Below are 15,712 nucleotides of genomic sequence, written 5' to 3'. Positions count from 1 at the left end.
ACCGGGGCGCCGGTGAATCGAGGCGCTCATAGGTCGAGTGGCGTCGGTGGAGGCGTTGGCGGGTCAAGCTGCCGGCGGGCCGGGGAAATCCCCGCGTTCCCGTGTCCTACCGCCGGTGCGGTAGGGCGCCGCCCGCGCCGGGTGGACGACCGCGGGCGGTGCCCGTTCCTAGCGTCGGGATCATGACATCCCTCAACTCCCTGGCCCGCCTCTGCGCCCGCCACGGATGGCTGGTGCTGCTCGCCTGGCTGGCCCTGGCCGTCGCCCTCGTCGTGGGCGCCGGCCGCGCGCCCGGCGCCACGGCCGACGACTTCACGCTGCCCGGCTCGGAGAGCCAGCGGGCCGCCGACCTGCTGGGCGACCGCCCCGCCGAACCCCGGGGCAGGCTCGTGGTGTCCGCGCCGGCGGGCGTGCGCGCCCCCGAGGTACGGCGGGCGGTCACCGCCCTGATCGCCCGCATGAACACCGTCCCCGGCGTGACGGTCGCCGCCCCGGCCCCGGCCTCGGGCTCGCGGTCCCAGCCGCCGCCGGAGGCCCCTCACAAAGAGGCCCCCTACGAGCAGGTGTCCACGGACGGCACCGTCGCCACCGTCCCGATCGGCTACACCGGCCAGGAGAGCGTCACGAAGCTCAAGGAGGTGCGCGACGCCTTCCGTCCCCCCACCACTCCCGTCCTCACGGCCGAACTGTCCGGTGACGACTTCGCCGACTTCACCCCCGGGGGTCTCACCGAGGGCATCGGGCTGCTGGCCGCCGCGGTGATCCTGCTCGTCGCGTTCAGGTCGCTGATCGCGACGGCGCTGCCGCTGCTGACGGGCGTGACCGGGGTGGTCTGCGCCGTCTCCCTGCTCTCGTTGCTGGGCAACGTCGTCCCCACGCCGGGGTTCGCCGTGTACGTGACCATCATGCTCGGCCTCGGCGTGGGCATCGACTACGCGCTGCTCGTCGTCACCCGCTTCCGCACCTCGCTCGGGGAGGGCCGTACCGTCGAGGACGCCGTGGTGCGGGCGATGACCACCGCGGGCAGGTCGGTGCTGTTCGCCGGAGTCACGGTGATCATCACCGGCGCGGGCATGCTGGTTCTCGGTCCCTCGCTGGGCGGTGGCATCGCGCTGGCCGCCGGGTGCGGCGTGCTCATGGTGATGCTCACCGCCCTCACCCTGTTGCCCGCGCTGCTGGGCCTTCTCGGCACCCGCGTCGACCGCTTCTCGCTGCCGCGCCGCAGCGGGACGACCGGCTCGCCGGCCCGCCGGTGGAGCCGGGCCGTGCAGCGCCGTCCCCTGGTGGCCGGCGCCCTCGCGCTCGGGCTGCTCCTCGGGCTCGCGCTGCCCGTGGCGAGCCTGCGCTTCGGCTGGTCGGACGCGGGCAACCGGCCGGTCTCCGACACCACCCGCCGCGCCCACGAACTGCTCGCCGACGGGTTCGGCCCCGGCGCGGCGGGCCCGCTCGTCCTGGTCTCCGCCGAACCCCTGGGCCGGGCGGTCGCCCAGGCCGCGAGCACGCCGGGCGTGGCCGGGGTGACCGCGCTGGACGAGCGGACCGCCCTGGTCGTGCCGAAGACGGGACCGCAGGAGGAGGCCACCACCGCCCTGGTCCACGCGCTGCGCGCCGGGTTGCCGGCCCCCGTCCTGGTCACCGGCGGTACGGCGGCGGGCATCGACTTCGCCGAGCACTCCTTCGACCGGCTGCCCTGGATGGTCGGCGCGGCGCTGCTCGCCTCGTTCGCGCTGCTGGTGCCGGTCTTTCGCAGCCTGGTCGTGCCGTTGAAGGCCATCGCGGTGAACCTGCTGTCGATCGGCGCCTCCTACGGCGCGGTCGTCGCGATCTTCCAGTGGGACGTGCTCGGCCTGGGCACGGGCGGGCCGGTCGACGCGTGGGTGCCGATGATGCTGTTCGTGGTCACGTTCGGGCTGACCATGGACTACGAGGTGTTCCTGCTCTCCAGGATCCAGGAGGAGTACGCCCGCACCCGTGACAACAGCCGCGCGGTCACCGAGGGCCTGGCGGCGACGGCACGTGTGATCACCGCGGCTGCCGCGATCATGTTCTGCGTGTTCGCCGCGTTCGGCACGTTCGACGACAGGCCGCTCCGGATCCTGGGTGTCGGCCTGGCCGCCGCCGTCCTCATCGACGCCACCGTCGTCCGCCTGGTCCTGGTGCCGTCGGCGATGGAACTGCTCGGCGACCGCAACTGGTGGTTCCCCGGGACCGGCCGCGGGCGCGCCGCTGCCGAGCCGGTCGGGTGAGGACGGGAACCGCCTGTGAGCGGGGACTACCAGTGCGCCGGGCGGGTGAGTGACGGCGGCAGCGTGGTCCTGGCGTCGCCCTTCGCCGCGTCCAGCTGGGACTGGATCAGGAAGATGCTCCCGGTGAGGTCGGCCCCCGAGAGGTCGGCGCCCCTGAGGTCGGCCCCGATGAGGTCGGCCGTCCTCAGGTCGGCGCCCCGCAGGTCGGCCCCGATGAGATAGGCCCCCCGCAGGTTGGCGCCCCTGAGGTCGGCGCCCCTCAGCTTGGCCCCGATGAGGTCGGCGCCCCTGCGGTCCTTCTTCCCGCGCCCGGCTCCGGCGCGCACGAGCTCGCTCGCCCGCAGCAGCAGGGCGTTGACCTCCCGCCGGTGTGCCGCCACGTCCAGCCGTACGAGGGCGTCGGGGGTGTCGCGGGTGAGGCGTTCGGTCCTCTCCAGGGCGAGGGCGAGCTCGGCGTGGACGGGGCGGGCCGGGGGCAGCGTGAGCGCCTCGGAGAGGTACCAGAGCAGCTCGTGGAGATCCCGCATGATCGGGAACACCTCGAACATCCGCTCGGCGGTCTGCGGCGCCCGCCGCCAGTCCTGCCCGCCGAAGGTGACCTGGGAGACCTTCTGCCCGGCGCCGAAGCAGTCGTAGACGGTGCAGCCCCGGAAGCCCTTGTCCCTGAGGCGGGTGTGGATGCCGCAGCGGAAGTCGGCCCGCAGGTTGGGGCAGGCCTGCCCGGCCTTCTTGTCGATCGCGAAGTCCGACGAGGCCGAGAAGGCGGGCACGACACAGCACAGCGCGAAGCAGCTCTCGCAGTCGGCTCGCAGCTCGGCGCGATCGTCCCCCGGGGAGGGGGCCGGGTGCTCGCGGCTCTCGGACACTGCGCGGGATCTCCTGAACAGGGCGGACGTGCCGTCCACGGCCGCCGGAAAACGGCCGTGAACAGCGATTTCACCTGTGCACCCTACCCGAACCCGCCCGTCTCCCGATCACGTGCGGGACCGCGCGGGCGGGTGAGGGGCGGGCGGGTGAGGGGTGGGCATGGTCCCGATGACGACGGTGGCGTCCAGCTCGTCGGAACCGGCCACCCGTGGGATCAACCCGTTGCGGGCGAAGGCCTCCGCGGTCTGGGGCGCCTGGCGCTCGCTCGTCTCGATCAGCAGGTGGCCGCCCGGTGCCAGCCACAGCGCCGCCGCCGCGGTCACCCGCCGCTGGATCTCCAGCCCGTCCGCGCCGCCGTCGAGCGCCACCAGCGGTTCGTGCACACGGGCCTCCGGGGGCAGCAGCCCGATCGCCCCGGTGGGCACGTAGGGCGCGTTGGCGGTCAGGATGTCGACGCGGCCCCGCAGCGCGGCGGGCAGCGGCTCGTAGAGATCGCCCTCGTACACCAGGCCGTCGGCGGCGGGGATGTTGCGCCGGGCGCAGCGCACCGCGGCGGGGTCGATGTCGACGGAGTGCGACTCGACCCGGCCCAGGGCCGCGACCAGCGCGGCGCCCACCGCGCCGGAACCGCAGCACAGGTCGACGACGACCCATGGCCGGTCGGGGACCTGACCGGCGGGGTCGGCGGGGGCAGCGGAGTCGCTGGGGACGGCGGAGTCGGTGGGGTCGGCGGGGCTCGCGGGATCGGCCGGGACGGTGGCCGGGCGGGAGCGGCCGGTGGGCCCGGCGGCCCGGCGGGCGAGGGCGACGGCCTGGTGGACGAGGAACTCGGTGCGGCGGCGGGGAACGAAGACCCCGGTGTCCACCGCTATCCGCAGCCCGCAGAAGTCCGCCCAGCCGAGAACGTGTTCGAGGGGCAGACCGGCGACCCGCCGGTCCACCATGGCGCTGAGGTCGGACGGTGTCCGCGCCGTGGAGATGAGCAACCGCGCCTCGTCCTCGGCGAAGACACAACCGGCGGCCCGAAGCCTGGTGACGATGACGGGCTGGGGGAGGAACGACGATGAAGCCGACATTGGAGCCTTTCGGAACGCCGATGGGGCTCCCCCGGTCACCTACGTCGGAAGGACCGCGCGGCCGTGAGATGGGAGCACCCGACCTGACACAGCGGTAATGGGTCTCACCTCCTCGATCACGTCCATTGCTGGAGGGCAACACTACCCGAGCCGCTCCCGGGCGCGAGCACGTTCACGGCGAGCGCGCCCTCCGGCGGAGCGCGCGTCCTCCGGGGGGAGGACGCGGCGCGCGGGGAGCTCCGGCTCAGGAGGGGGACTCGGGGTGCTCCGCGCGAGGGATCCGCCTCAGCAGGTAGGTGTCCATGATCCAGCCCTTGCGCTCCCGGGCCTCGGTGCGGACGTCGCGGATCCGGTCGGCGACCTCCGCGACCGGCCCGGCCACCAGGATCTCGTCGGGGGTGCCGAGGTAGGCGCCCCAGTAGATCTCGAAGCCGGTGGTGTCGGGCAGGGAGGCGAAGGCGTGGCGGGCGTCGAGCATCACGACGATGTCGTCGGACCCGCCGGGACCCTCCTCGGACAGGCGGCGGCCCGTGGTGATGTGCAGGGGCCGCGCGACCTGGGTCAGGCTGGTGCGGTGCCGGGCGGCCAGCGCGGACACGCTGCTGATGCCGGGCACGACGTCGTACTCGAACCGGACCGTGCCCCGGGCGAGGACCTCCTCGACGATGGCGAGCGTGCTGTCGTAGAGGGAGGGGTCGCCCCAGACGAGGAACGCGCCGGTCTCGTCGTCGCCGAGCTTGTCGCGGACGAGCCGCTCGTAGATGTCGGCCCGGCGCGACCGCCAGTCCTCCACCGCGCCCGCGTACGCGGGGGTGGTCCGGTCGCGGTCGGGGTCGCGGGCCTCGACCAGCCGGTACGAGGGGCGGGCGTGCGCGTCGACGAGGTCCTGCCGGAGCTGGACGAGGTCGTGCTTGGCCTCTCCCTTGTCGAGGACGAAGAACACGTCGGTCGCGGCGATGGCCTTGACCGCCTGAAGGGTGAGGTGGTCGGGGTTTCCCGCGCCGATACCGATGATGAGGATTCGCTTCACGCGGGAAAGTCTGCCGCCCGCGCGAAGGGGCCGACGCGCCGGGCCGGGCCTTGACGCCGACCCTCCTCATCCGGCCGCCCTCCTCCCTCGGCCGATTTCCGGCAGGAGGGGCGAAAGCGTGAGGTAGGGCCTCGTCCTGGTCTAGTCTCGCGACCGTGACGATCAGGAATTCGCACTGCTCCTTCTGCGGTGAGGCCTTCGCCCCGGACCAGCCATGGCCGCGCACCTGCTCCGGTTGTGAGAACACCTCCTACCTCAATCCGCTGCCGGTCGCCGTGATGGTGCTGCCGGTGGACGACAGCCTGCTCGTGGTCCGTCGCGGCATCGAACCGCACCGGGGCGGGCTCGCCCTGCCCGGCGGCTTCGTCGACATGGGCGAGTCCTGGCAGCAGGCGGCCGTACGGGAGCTTCGCGAGGAGACGGGCGTCGTCGTCGACGCGGACGGCGTGCGGCTCCTCGACGTGCTCAGCGCTCCCGACGGGACCGTGCTGGTCTTCGCCCTGGGGCCGCAGACCGGCGAGGAGGACCTCCCGCCGGTCGTGCCGACGGCCGAGACGACGGAGTGGCTGCTGATCGACGGGCCGCGAGAGCTGGCGTTCCCGCTGCACACCCGGATCGTGGCGGATTACTTCGCCGGAAAATGATTACGGTGAGTGCCGGTGGCCGCGATCCGGTCCCCGACCTCGGCGGGAGGCGCGACACGGCCGCAGGGGGTTCCCCGGCTCGGCTCCTCGTTCCCGTACGGCCCGTTTAGCGCGGGCGCGACGGGTAGAAGGCGGGTGTCCTACCTTCACTGACGAGGAGAAACGCCATGACGGAGAACGTGTGGAGCTACCGCCCCGAGGCCTACAGTGGCGAGCAGGCGCTGGACCTCGTGGGGTTCGACGTGGAGGCCACCGACGGCAAGATCGGTTCGGTGGACGAGGAGAGCAACGCGGTGGGTGACAGCTACATCGTCGTCGACACCGGTTTCTGGATTTTCGGCAAGAAGGTCGTGCTTCCGGCCGGCACCGTGCACCAGATCGACCCGCAGGAGCGCAAGGTGTACGTCTCGCGCACCAAGCAGGAGATCAAGGATGCGCCGGAGTTCGACGAGGCGACCTACAAGGAGCCCGACTACCGCGACAAGCTGGGCGGCTACTACGGCCCCGGCGCGCCGTAATCGTTGACCGTCAACGAGCCCCTCCCCTCCCGGGGAGGGGCTCGTTCGTCGTATCCACCCCGTTTCGCACCTCTCCGCGAAGGTGAGGAGAGAGGAAGGGGACGGCCAGGGCGATATGGATCGGGACGTTCACCTCGTCTCCCCGCTCCGCGCGTCACGTGTGAGACGTCCTCCGTTCCGTGTGTCACACGTTCCGTGTGTCACACGTTCCGTGCTTCACGCGTAAGACGCTCACCGGCTCGAACCGTTCGCCGAGCCGGACCTGTGCCTCGCGCACCTCGCGGCGGTCCGTGACGCCTCGTGACATTTCACGACGCGGGGTAACCGGCGGGGGCGCGTGGGCCGGACGCCGCGCCCCGGGACCCCGAGGCGGTGGCCTCGGAGCGGTCCCGGAACGCGGCGGGAGGTCCGGTCAGGGGTAGTTGACCAGGTTGGCCACGTTGGTGCTGGAGTTGGACGGGCCGCCCGTCGTGTTGATGATGTTGCGGATCGTGCCGACGCCGCCGAGCGAGACCGTCACCATGTTGTGGAAACGGACGCCGGGCGTGTTCGGCGCCTCGAACGCGCGGGCCGCCACGACCCCCGGATTGACGTTGAAGTAGCAGTAGCTGCCCAGGCCCCACGCCTCGTGCGTGGTGACCGTGTTGGCCACCTTGTACGCGGTGTAGCCCTGCGTGCTCCCGTTCATCCAGGCGGCCTGGTTGGGCGGGTCGTAGGGCATCTCGTTCTGGTAGAAGTACGTCCGGCCGCCGTTGCCGTTCCAGACGGTCTGGTGCTGCTGGTAGTGCTCGACGAACAGGCCGTACATCGTGACGTCGTCACCGTTGACGGTGAGCCCGTTGGCGGCGGTGTTGCTGTTCCAGCCGATGCCGCTGCCGTGGTCGCCGCGCCAGATCCACAGGTGGTCGCCGATCACGTTGTCGCTGTTGACGACCAGGCTCTGGGTGGCCTTGCCGACGGCCGCGCCGCCGACCCGGAAGTACACGTCGTGCAGCGACGTCGGGTTGGCGGCGTGGCTCGCCGACGATCCCGTGGGGCCGACCTGCATCAGCATGGCCGAGTTGGTCGTGCCCGCGTCGAACAGCACCCCGGCCACCTTGACGCCGTCCACGTCGGCGACGGTCATCGCGGTCACGCCGTTGTCGGGGATGAGCGTGGCCAGGCCCAGGCCGAGCACGACGGTGTTGGCGCGGGTCACCCTGATCGTGTCGTTGAGGTGGTAGACGGCCGGGGTGAACAGCAGGTTCAGCCCCTGCGCGAGCGCCGCGTTGATGTCCGCCGCGGTGTGGCCGGGCTTGACTATGAAGAACTGGCTGATCGGGATCGAGGTGCCCGCCGGGTTGCCGCCGGTCCACGTGGTGCCGACGGAGTTGGTCCGCAGCGCGGGGACGAACACCTGGTAGGCGCCGGCCTGGTCGACGTACAGGAACGGCTTCTCCCGCACGACCGGCGTGGTCGCCACCCTGGTGTACGGCGGGTTCGGGAAGTTGCCCGCGGGCGGGTTGTTGACGCCCACGAACACCATGTTCCAGTTGGAACCGGTCCAGCTTCCCCACTCGGCGTTGCGCGACAGCCACTGCTGCTGCGAGCCCGACCTGACCTGGCCGTCGATCTTCGAGTCGGCGATGAAGCCGCCGCTCGACCAGCCGCCGTCGTCGAGCTGCAGGTTGCCGCGCAGGTGCATCCGCCGGTACGAGGCGGCCTGCGAGACCGCCCAGCGGTCGGTGCCCGACGGCGGGTTGACCGACAGGTTCTCGGCGCCGCGCCAGAAGTTGTGGGTCGCGTTGCCCTGGAACCAGTCGGCCTCGGCGTGCACGCCGCCGTTGATGGTGACGTTGTCGGGGGACAGGCCGAGACCGGCGATCTGCGTGTAGAAGCCGATGTTGGCGTCCACCGAGTACGAGCCCGGCTTGAACAGCAGGGCGAAGCGGTTGCCGCCGAACTGGTTGGTCTGCTGCTGGCCGAAGACCGAGTTGAGCCTGGCCTGGATGGTCGCGGTGGGCGTCGACGGGTCGAAGACGCTCACGTTCGGGCCGAGGTCGGGGTTGTTCCCGGTCGGCGGCGGGCTGCCCAGGCTGAAGGACTGGGCGGTCGTGCCGTTGCACGTGTACTGCTGGAACTGCACGCTGTCCCCGATCGAGGCGCCCGGCACGTCGAGACACTTGCCGCTGTGCCGGTTGACGAAGTGGTAGAAGCCGCCGGGTTCCTCCACGGCCTGCCACTGCTGGTTGTTGCCGCCAGAGTACGACCAGAGCTGGATAGGGGCGCCGTCGGCGGTGGAGACGTTCGTGACGTCCCACGCCTGGGCGGCGTTGTTGCCGTTGTTGACCCGGTAGTACCCGCCGCTGGTCGGCTGGAACTGCCAGAGCTGGGCGGTCGAGCCGTTGCACGCGTACTGCTGGACGACGGTGCCGTTGGCGGTCGCGGCGGCGCGGGCGTCCACGCACTTGCCGCTGTTGCGGCTGATCACGGTGGTGAGCCCGGCCGGCGGGGCGGCCTGCGCCGCGCCGGGCAGCACGACCAGGAACGCCGCGACCATGGCGAGCGCCATGAGGATGTGCCTCATCCGGTCCTCCTGGAGTCCTGCCGTGACGCGGGTGAGGTGCGGGCCCGCCGGGCCGGGGCCTCGGCGGGACCGGCGGTGCCTGGGGCCGGCGCGGCGACCGCGCCCGGAGGCGGCGGTGGGGGGTGCTGCGGGGTCACGGTGGCTCTTCTCTGTGGGGTTCTCTTCCTGTGCCGAGGTGCGCGCGCCCTGGCGCCGGGCATCGTCGGCTCGTACGGCGAGGTGACGGATCCGGGATCCACTCCGGCGGCCCGGGAGCCCCTCCGGTAACTTCACCCTTTAAATTAACTCGGATCAAACACGCGGGCAGGAGGCTTGTCAATAGGAAAGTTTACAAATAGTAGTCGCGCGGACGCCGCGGTGCGGGCTCGCACCGCGAGTCTTCCCGGGTGTGAGGAACGCCGGGACCGGGATACGAGGAACGCCGGGACTGGGATGTGCGGAACGCCGGGACCGGGATGTTAGGAATGCCAGAACCGGGATGTCAGGAACGCCGGGACCGGCCGCCGGTCCGGCGGCACTCAGGAGGGGCCTGGTTCCTCCTGGAACGTCCCCGACGGCGCCGCCCCGGGGGAGTCGCGCCAGGCGGCCCGATGCAGGCGGGCACTCAGCGTCCGCAGGTGTTCCACCAGCTCGGGCGGCTCGTGGACCTCGAACTCGAAGCCGAACGCGGCCACCCAGACCGCGAGGTGGTCGAGGCTGTCGGAGCCGATGCGCAGGAGGCAGGTGTCGTCGTCCACGGGTTCCACCACTCCGAGGGTGGAGGGAACCTCGTCGGCGACCGCCCCGGCCGAGCCGTGCATGGTGAGCACCGCCCGGTAGCGGTGCCGGTCCGTGGTCATGCCCAGGGCGAAGTATCCGGCCAGGTCGTCGGAGGGAAGCGGCCGGGGGACGAACCGGGGCCCGGTGGGGACGCGCGGGGACACCCTGTCGGCGCGGAACCTGCGCCAGTCCGACCTCTCGGTGTCCCAGGCGAAGAGGTACCAGCGCCGCCCGACGCTGACCAGGCGGTAGGGCTCCACGTCCCGTACGCTCTCCGAGCCGTCGTGGGAGACGTAGTCGAACCGCAGCCGCCGGTGGTCGCGCACCGCCGAGGCGATCGCGGTCAGCGTCGAGGGATCGACGGTGGGACCGGACACCGGCACGGTCACCACGGCCGAGCTCAGCGTGCCGACCTGGTGGCGCAGCCGCGAGGGCAGCACCTGGTCCAGCTTGGCCAGCGCTCGCACGGAGGTCTCGGCGATGCCGGTGACCGCGCCCGCGGTCGCCGTCCGCAGCCCGACCGCCACCGCGACCGCCTCCTCGTCGTCGAGCAGCAGCGGGGGCAGCGAGGCGCCCGCGGCCAGCTGGTAGCCGCCGCCGACGCCACCGGTCGCGTTGATCGGATACCCCAAGAGCCGCAGCTTGTCGACGTCGCGGCGCACGGTCCGCGGGCTCACCTCCAGCCGCCCGGCCAGCTCCGCGCCCGACCAGTCCCGATGGGCCTGCAGCAGGGCGAGCAGGCGGAGCAACCGAGCCGAAGTCTCCAACATGAGACGATTTTTCCAGCTATCGCGGACAGGAGCTGACCGCGAATGCTCCTAACGTCTGCGCCATGACCACAGAAAATCCGATGACCGTTCTCGTAACCGGTGCCACCGGCAACGTCGGCCGCCCCCTCGTCGAGCAACTGCTGGCCGAGGGGCACCGGGTCCGCGCCCTCACCCGGAACCCGGCGAGGGCGAACCTCCCCGCGGGCGCCGAGGTGGTGGCGGGCAACCTGGCCGACCCCGCGACCCTGCCCGCGGCCTTCTCCGGCGTCGGCGCCGCGCACCTGATCGGCTTCAGCGGGGACGACTTCGCGCCGCTGACCAACGGAGCGGAGATCGTGGACCTGGCGAGAAAGGCCGGCGTACGCAAGGTGACGGTGCTCAAGGGGGACGTGACGAAGAGCGCGCTGGAGGAGGCCGTCGAGGCCGGTGGCCTGGAGTGGACCCACCTGGCGCCGGTTGAGTTCATGTCCAACGCCCTGGAGTGGGCGGAGTCCGTGCGGGACGAGGGCGTCGTCCGCGAGGGGTTCGCCGGTGCCAGGAGCGCCATGATCCACGAGGCGGACATCGCCGCGGTCGCCGCGACCGCGCTGACCACCGACGGTCACGCCGGCCAGGAGTACTGGCTGACCGGGCCGCAGGCGCTCACCCCGCCGGAGAAGGTACGCGTGATCGGCACCGTCCTGGGCCGCGAGGTGCGCTACGTCGAACTCACCAGGGACGAGATCGTCGCGGAGTGGCGCGGGAGCGGCTACTCCGACGAGGACGTCGAGTTTTTCCTGACCATGCGGACCAACCCGCCCGAGGCGGGCTACACCGTGCTCCCCACCGTGGAGAAGGTCACCGGAAAACCGGCCAGGACCTTCGCGGAGTGGGTCCGGGAGAACGCCGCCGCCTTCGGCGCCTGACCGCGGCACCGGCCCGGCCCGCCTGACATCGGCACGGGCCGCCCGCCCGGCGGTGCCACCGGGCCGTCCGCCTGACGGTGATACCGGTCCGACCGATGGTGCCACGGGTCCGTCCGCTTGACGGCGATACCGGTCCGTCCGTCCGGTGGCACCAGACGGACGGACGGACCGGTATCGCCAGCCCCGTACAACCGACTGAAGCAGCAGGGAAGGGAAAGGACACGGTGGAAACCCTCACCCGGCGAGACCTCAACCGGGCGACCCTGGAGCGGCAACTGCTGCTGCGCCGGGCGGACCTGCCCGCGCTCACCGTGATCGAGCGCCTCGTCGGCCTGCAGGCCCAGGATCCCGACCCGCCGTACGTCGGGCTGTGGAACCGGATCGGCGCCTTCGGGATCGACGATCTGACCCGGTTGCTGCACCGGCGGGAGGTGGTGCGCGCGACGCTGTTCCGGGGAACCCAGCACCTGGTCGCCGCCGAGGACTACCTGTGGCTCAGGCCGTTGCTGCAGCCGATGCTGAACCGCTGGCAGAAGGGCGGGTTCGGCAGGTTCACCGCCGGGCTGGACCTCGGGGAGCTCGCCGCCGCCGCGCGGGAGATCCTCGGCGAGGGCACGCTGACCAGGCCCGAACTCGGCAGGGCACTGGCCGGGCGATGGCCGGGACGCGACCCCGTCGCGCTGGCCAGGTCGGCGCAGGGCCTGTTGCCGGTGGTGCACCCGCCCCCCGACGGGACCTGGGGACGGCGAGGCGCGACCCCCTTCGCGCTCGCCGAGCACTGGCTCGGCCGGCCGCTCGCCGCCGAGCCCTCGGCGCGGGAACTGGTCGTGCGATACCTCGCCGCCTTCGGCCCGGCCACGGTCAGGGACATCCAGGCGTGGAGCGGCATGACCCGGCTGGGGGAGGTGGTCGAATCGCTCAGGCCCCGGTTGCGCGTGTTCGGGAACGAGCACGGGCAGGAGCTGTTCGACCTCCCCGAGGCGCCGCGTCCGGACCCCGGCGTCCCGGCTCCCGTCCGCTTCCTGGCCGCGCTCGACAACGTGGTGCTCGCCCACGCCGACCGGACCCGCGTGGTGTCCGACGACCGGCGCGGGCACGTCGTCGTCGAGGCGGCGGTGACCGTCGACGGTTTCGTCCACGGTCTCTGGAGCGTCAGGCGGGACAGGGGCACGGCGACGCTGGTCGTGCGGCTCTTCGAACCCCTGCCGGGGCGGGACGAGGCCGCCGTGACCGAGGAGGGCGCCCGCCTGCTGCGCTTCGCGGCCCCGGACGCCGAGGGCCACGACATCCGGTTCCACCCCGTCGGCGACACTCCCGGACCGGGCCGGGGAACGTGAGATCCGCGCTCCGGCCGGCCGGGCCCGTGTGGCCGCACGGGGTGGCCGGGTGGATCCTCGCCACCTCAGAACATCGTCAGGGCGGCCAGGTAGGCCGTGACCAGGATGGCGAGGATCACGAGCAGGACGCCCGTGCCGCTGATCACGAGAAGGACGTGCGTCCGCCGGGACATCCAGCGAATCGCCGCGAACACCAGTGTGATCGTGGTCGCGAGGATGAGAAGTGTCAGATTCCCGCTGTCGACGGGAGCCGGTATTGCCGCGGTGAGATGTGTCATGGGGGTTCCCTGCGATAAGGACATGCTCGGTCGGATGCCTTGCCGTGCGGACACCTCCCCGGTGAACCGGCGATCGGGTTCGCCGAGAGGTGTGCGCGTGCTTTCCTGCCGGGGTGCCACTCGCCGCCGCGTCGTGGGCCGGCTCAATCACCTGGCATGGCCGCCTCCTTAATCGACTTCAGTTAACTTCAGCTAATTAACGGAAGTTCGCTATTTGGATAATTCCCACGCTGAACTTCTCGACGCTGCCCCGAAGGCCACAGGAAACTGACTACAATGACGTCTTCTCGTGCACGCGTCTTCGCATGTCGGACTGCTTTGTAACGCCTCAGCTGCGGATTCTTCATCGACCCCGCGCCCGGATTGGTGTTTAGTGGGGTGACTGAAGTTCAGATGAATGAGGCTGAGATGAGGGGCGAAAACTCCGCGTCGGTCGCGCTGGCGCGCCGGTTACGCGAACTCCGTGACAACCGGTGGCCTGACAGGCGGATCACCCAGTCCCAACTCCGCGAGGCCCTCGGGGTCAGTGCCCCGCTGATCTCGTCGTGGGAGTCCGTGCACACCCCCAGGATCCCGCCCCTGTCCAGGATCGAGGGATACGCGGCGTTCTTCGCGACGAGACGGTCGGTCGAGGAGGGGACGGCCCGCCTGCTGCCGCTGCCCGACCTGACCCCGGAGGAGCTCGACCAGCGGACCAGGCTCCTGGAGGAGCTGACACGCCTGCGCAACGCGGCGCTGCGGTCGCAGATCGCCGTCACGCTCAGCGGGGAGAAGGCCGCCCAGGCGGACCCCTTCCGCGAGGGCCCCTGGCACTTCGCGGACGGCCGGCCGATCACGATCATCTGCTCGCAGGTCCCCGAGGAGGACCGGGCCAGGATCCCGTACGCGAATCCCGCCAGCGCCGACTACATCGAGCTCTACAAGTACTCGGACCTGGACTCGCTGTTCGAGCTGCACGGGCATCTCCGGGCCGCGAACCCCCAGAGCCTGGTGACCATCCGGGTGACCGAGGACCTGAAGTCGGACGACCTCACCACCCACCTGGTGCTGCTGGGCGGTGTCGACTGGAACAAGGTCACCGCGTCCATGCTCGCGAGAATCAAGTTGCCGGTCCGGCAGGTGCCCGACTGGGAGGGCGAGAAGGGGCCTTACTTCGAGGTCGACGAGGGCGGCGACACGCGCAGGCACCACCCCCTCACCCGGAAGTCGGACGAGGGGGTGCAGCTCCTGGAAGATGTCGCGTTCTTCTATCGCGGGGTCAATCCCGACAACGTCCGGCGCACGCTGACCATCTGCAACGGGATGTACGCCCGGGGTGTGTACGGAGCGGTCCGGGCCCTGACCGACGAGCGGTTCCGCGACAGGAACGCCATGTTCCTGCGGACGCGTTTCGGCGACGCGAAGTCGTACAGCGTCCTCACCCGGGTCAGGATCCAGGGCCAGGTCGTCGTCACCCCGGACTGGAACCTCGACACGGTCAGGCTGCACGAGTGGACGAAGCCCGCAGATGGAGACTGAGACGAGACGGGTCGCGACGGAGCACCACCACGGCTCCCACCGGCACCTGGTCGACATGCGCGAGAGCGCGCCCGAGGCCGTGCCCGGGTCGGCGCGAGCTCCCGGAACGCCCGGCACGGTCGACGCCATCGTGGTCCCCACGATCCGGCACCCCCGCTGGCTGGAGCACGCGACCCGCCTGGCGGGCGCGCTGCGCTGCCCGCTGGTCTCCCTGCACAGTCGCAGGTGGAGCAGCGCGCGGCTCGCGTCCACCATCATGCCGACCGGCGTGGAGTTCGTCGCGATCGACATCGACGACGTGGACCGGCTGAACCTGCCCGACCTCAAGACGACGGCCCTGCTCAGGGGCACGCTGTTCGAGCGGCCGACCGATCTCGGCGCGAAGCGGAACACGGGGCTCCTCCTCGCCCGCCTGATGGGCTGGAAACGCGTCGTCTTCCTGGACGACGACATCGAGGTCGGGGGACACGAGGAGGTCGCGCGGGCCGCCGCGCTGCTGGACACCTACGACGTGGTGGGCATGCACATCGGCGGCTACCCCGACAACTCGGTGGTCTGTCACGCGAACAGGGAGACCGAGGGGCACCAGGACTCGTTCGTGGGCGGCGGTGCCCTCGCGGTCGAGACGACGCGTTTCCCCTCCTTCTTCCCGAACATCTACAACGAGGACTGGTTCTACCTGCTGGGCGACACGTCGCTGCGCCGGCTCGCGCTGACGGGAATGGTGCGGCAGCGGCCGTACGACCCCTTCGACCGGCCCGCCCGCGCCCGGGACCAGGAACTCGGCGACGTGCTCGCCGAAGGCGTCTACTGGCTCCTCGACGAGCAGACGGGCGCGGGCTGGCGGGGCGCGGCCGACGTGCGGCACTGGAGCCGCTTCCTGCTCGCGAGGAAGGAGTTCATCGAGAACGTGCTGGGGCGGGTCCGGCGCCTCCCCCCGGGCTCGAAGCCGGACCGCAAGGCCATGGAGGCCTCGCTGCTCGCCGCCCTCGGCCGCCTCAGCCGGATCGAGGCCAGGTTCTGCGTCGACTACGTCAGGGCGTGGACCGAGGACCGCCACCGGTGGGCGGAGCACCTGCACCGGCTCCCCGTGCTCGAGACCGACGCCGTGGCCGCGATGAAATGGTTGGTCAGGAATGGCGAGAAGCCCCTGCACGGATATGCCGGATGGAAATGAACTCTTGATTTTCCGGACATT

At 71.4% G+C, this 15,712-nt stretch carries 13 protein-coding genes; 7 read left to right on the top strand and 6 right to left on the bottom strand.

Going from position 1 to position 15,712, the window contains the following annotated elements:
* The first annotated feature begins 182 nt into the window (after positions 1-182).
* Positions 183-2,246, top strand: coding sequence for an MMPL family transporter (locus ABT053_RS18230; protein WP_350970219.1), 2,064 nt, complete (start codon positions 183-185; stop codon positions 2,244-2,246).
* A 26-nt stretch (positions 2,247-2,272) separates the two neighbouring features.
* Here ABT053_RS18230 and ABT053_RS18225 read toward each other — a convergent pair whose 3' ends face one another.
* The 3 genes from ABT053_RS18225 to cobF all read right to left on the bottom strand — a co-directional run bounded on the left by ABT053_RS18225 (position 2,273) and on the right by cobF (position 5,219).
* On the bottom strand, positions 2,273-3,112 hold the full coding sequence (locus ABT053_RS18225) for a pentapeptide repeat-containing protein (protein WP_350970218.1): 840 nt from the start codon (positions 3,110-3,112) through the stop codon (positions 2,273-2,275).
* Between the two features lie 108 nt (positions 3,113-3,220).
* On the bottom strand, positions 3,221-4,189 hold the full coding sequence (locus ABT053_RS18220) for a putative protein N(5)-glutamine methyltransferase (protein WP_350970217.1): 969 nt from the start codon (positions 4,187-4,189) through the stop codon (positions 3,221-3,223).
* Positions 4,190-4,433: 244 nt separating this feature from the next.
* Positions 4,434-5,219, bottom strand: a complete 786-nt coding sequence (gene cobF, locus ABT053_RS18215; RefSeq protein ID WP_350970216.1) for a precorrin-6A synthase (deacetylating) — start codon at positions 5,217-5,219, stop codon at positions 4,434-4,436.
* 155 nt (positions 5,220-5,374) lie between these two features.
* On the opposite strand from cobF, the gene ABT053_RS18210 reads away from it, so the two are divergent.
* A complete protein-coding gene (locus ABT053_RS18210; RefSeq protein WP_350970215.1) occupies positions 5,375-5,863 on the top strand; it encodes an NUDIX domain-containing protein in 489 nt (162 codons plus the stop codon).
* Positions 5,864-6,030: 167 nt separating this feature from the next.
* Positions 6,031-6,381, top strand: coding sequence for a PRC-barrel domain-containing protein (locus ABT053_RS18205; RefSeq protein ID WP_350970214.1), 351 nt, complete (start codon positions 6,031-6,033; stop codon positions 6,379-6,381).
* Between the two features lie 412 nt (positions 6,382-6,793).
* Here the strand turns inward: ABT053_RS18205 and ABT053_RS18200 are convergent, their stop codons facing one another.
* Both ABT053_RS18200 and ABT053_RS18195 read right to left on the bottom strand, forming a co-directional pair.
* The gene (locus ABT053_RS18200; RefSeq protein ID WP_350970213.1) at positions 6,794-8,947 is read right to left on the bottom strand and encodes a pectate lyase-like domain-containing protein; all 2,154 of its coding nucleotides are present in this window, start codon (positions 8,945-8,947) and stop codon (positions 6,794-6,796) included.
* A gap of 518 nt (positions 8,948-9,465) precedes the next feature.
* A complete protein-coding gene (locus tag ABT053_RS18195) occupies positions 9,466-10,476 on the bottom strand; it encodes a helix-turn-helix transcriptional regulator (RefSeq protein ID WP_350970212.1) in 1,011 nt (336 codons plus the stop codon).
* A 62-nt stretch (positions 10,477-10,538) separates the two neighbouring features.
* Here ABT053_RS18195 and ABT053_RS18190 point away from each other — a divergent pair, with 62 nt between their 5' ends.
* On the top strand, positions 10,539-11,381 hold the full coding sequence (locus ABT053_RS18190; RefSeq protein WP_350970211.1) for an SDR family oxidoreductase: 843 nt from the start codon (positions 10,539-10,541) through the stop codon (positions 11,379-11,381).
* A 224-nt stretch (positions 11,382-11,605) separates the two neighbouring features.
* Positions 11,606-12,718 (top strand): winged helix DNA-binding domain-containing protein, encoded by a 1,113-nt coding sequence (locus ABT053_RS18185; protein ID WP_350970210.1) that lies wholly within the window; start codon positions 11,606-11,608, stop codon positions 12,716-12,718.
* 65 nt (positions 12,719-12,783) lie between these two features.
* Here the strand turns inward: ABT053_RS18185 and ABT053_RS18180 are convergent, their stop codons facing one another.
* On the bottom strand, positions 12,784-12,996 hold the full coding sequence (locus ABT053_RS18180; protein ID WP_350970209.1) for a hypothetical protein: 213 nt from the start codon (positions 12,994-12,996) through the stop codon (positions 12,784-12,786).
* Between the two features lie 408 nt (positions 12,997-13,404).
* Between ABT053_RS18180 and ABT053_RS18175 the strand changes: the two genes are divergently transcribed.
* Complete coding sequence (locus ABT053_RS18175; RefSeq protein ID WP_350970208.1) at positions 13,405-14,514, top strand: helix-turn-helix domain-containing protein; 1,110 nt, start codon at positions 13,405-13,407, stop codon at positions 14,512-14,514.
* Positions 14,504-15,691 (top strand): hypothetical protein, encoded by a 1,188-nt coding sequence (locus ABT053_RS18170; protein WP_350970207.1) that lies wholly within the window; start codon positions 14,504-14,506, stop codon positions 15,689-15,691. The genes ABT053_RS18175 and ABT053_RS18170 overlap by 11 nt, the downstream gene beginning before the upstream one ends.
* Positions 15,692-15,712 lie beyond the last annotated feature (21 nt).

The organism is Streptosporangium sp. NPDC002524 (assembly GCF_040295985.1).
In the GTDB taxonomy this organism is placed as follows: Bacteria; Actinomycetota; Actinomycetes; order Streptosporangiales; family Streptosporangiaceae; genus Streptosporangium.
This window is presented reverse-complemented; position numbering and strand designations above follow the sequence as displayed.

Coding starts and splice junctions, on each gene's coding strand:
- ABT053_RS18230 (WP_350970219.1), top strand. CDS start 183: ATGACATCCCTCAACTCCCTGGCCCGCCTCTGCGCCCGCCACGGATGG.
- ABT053_RS18220 (WP_350970217.1), bottom strand. CDS start 4,189: ATGTCGGCTTCATCGTCGTTCCTCCCCCAGCCCGTCATCGTCACCAGG.
- ABT053_RS18205 (WP_350970214.1), top strand. CDS start 6,031: ATGACGGAGAACGTGTGGAGCTACCGCCCCGAGGCCTACAGTGGCGAG.
- ABT053_RS18200 (WP_350970213.1), bottom strand. CDS start 8,947: ATGAGGCACATCCTCATGGCGCTCGCCATGGTCGCGGCGTTCCTGGTC.
- ABT053_RS18195 (WP_350970212.1), bottom strand. CDS start 10,476: ATGTTGGAGACTTCGGCTCGGTTGCTCCGCCTGCTCGCCCTGCTGCAG.
- ABT053_RS18190 (WP_350970211.1), top strand. CDS start 10,539: ATGACCACAGAAAATCCGATGACCGTTCTCGTAACCGGTGCCACCGGC.
- ABT053_RS18180 (WP_350970209.1), bottom strand. CDS start 12,996: ATGACACATCTCACCGCGGCAATACCGGCTCCCGTCGACAGCGGGAAT.
- ABT053_RS18175 (WP_350970208.1), top strand. CDS start 13,405: ATGAGGGGCGAAAACTCCGCGTCGGTCGCGCTGGCGCGCCGGTTACGC.
- ABT053_RS18170 (WP_350970207.1), top strand. CDS start 14,504: ATGGAGACTGAGACGAGACGGGTCGCGACGGAGCACCACCACGGCTCC.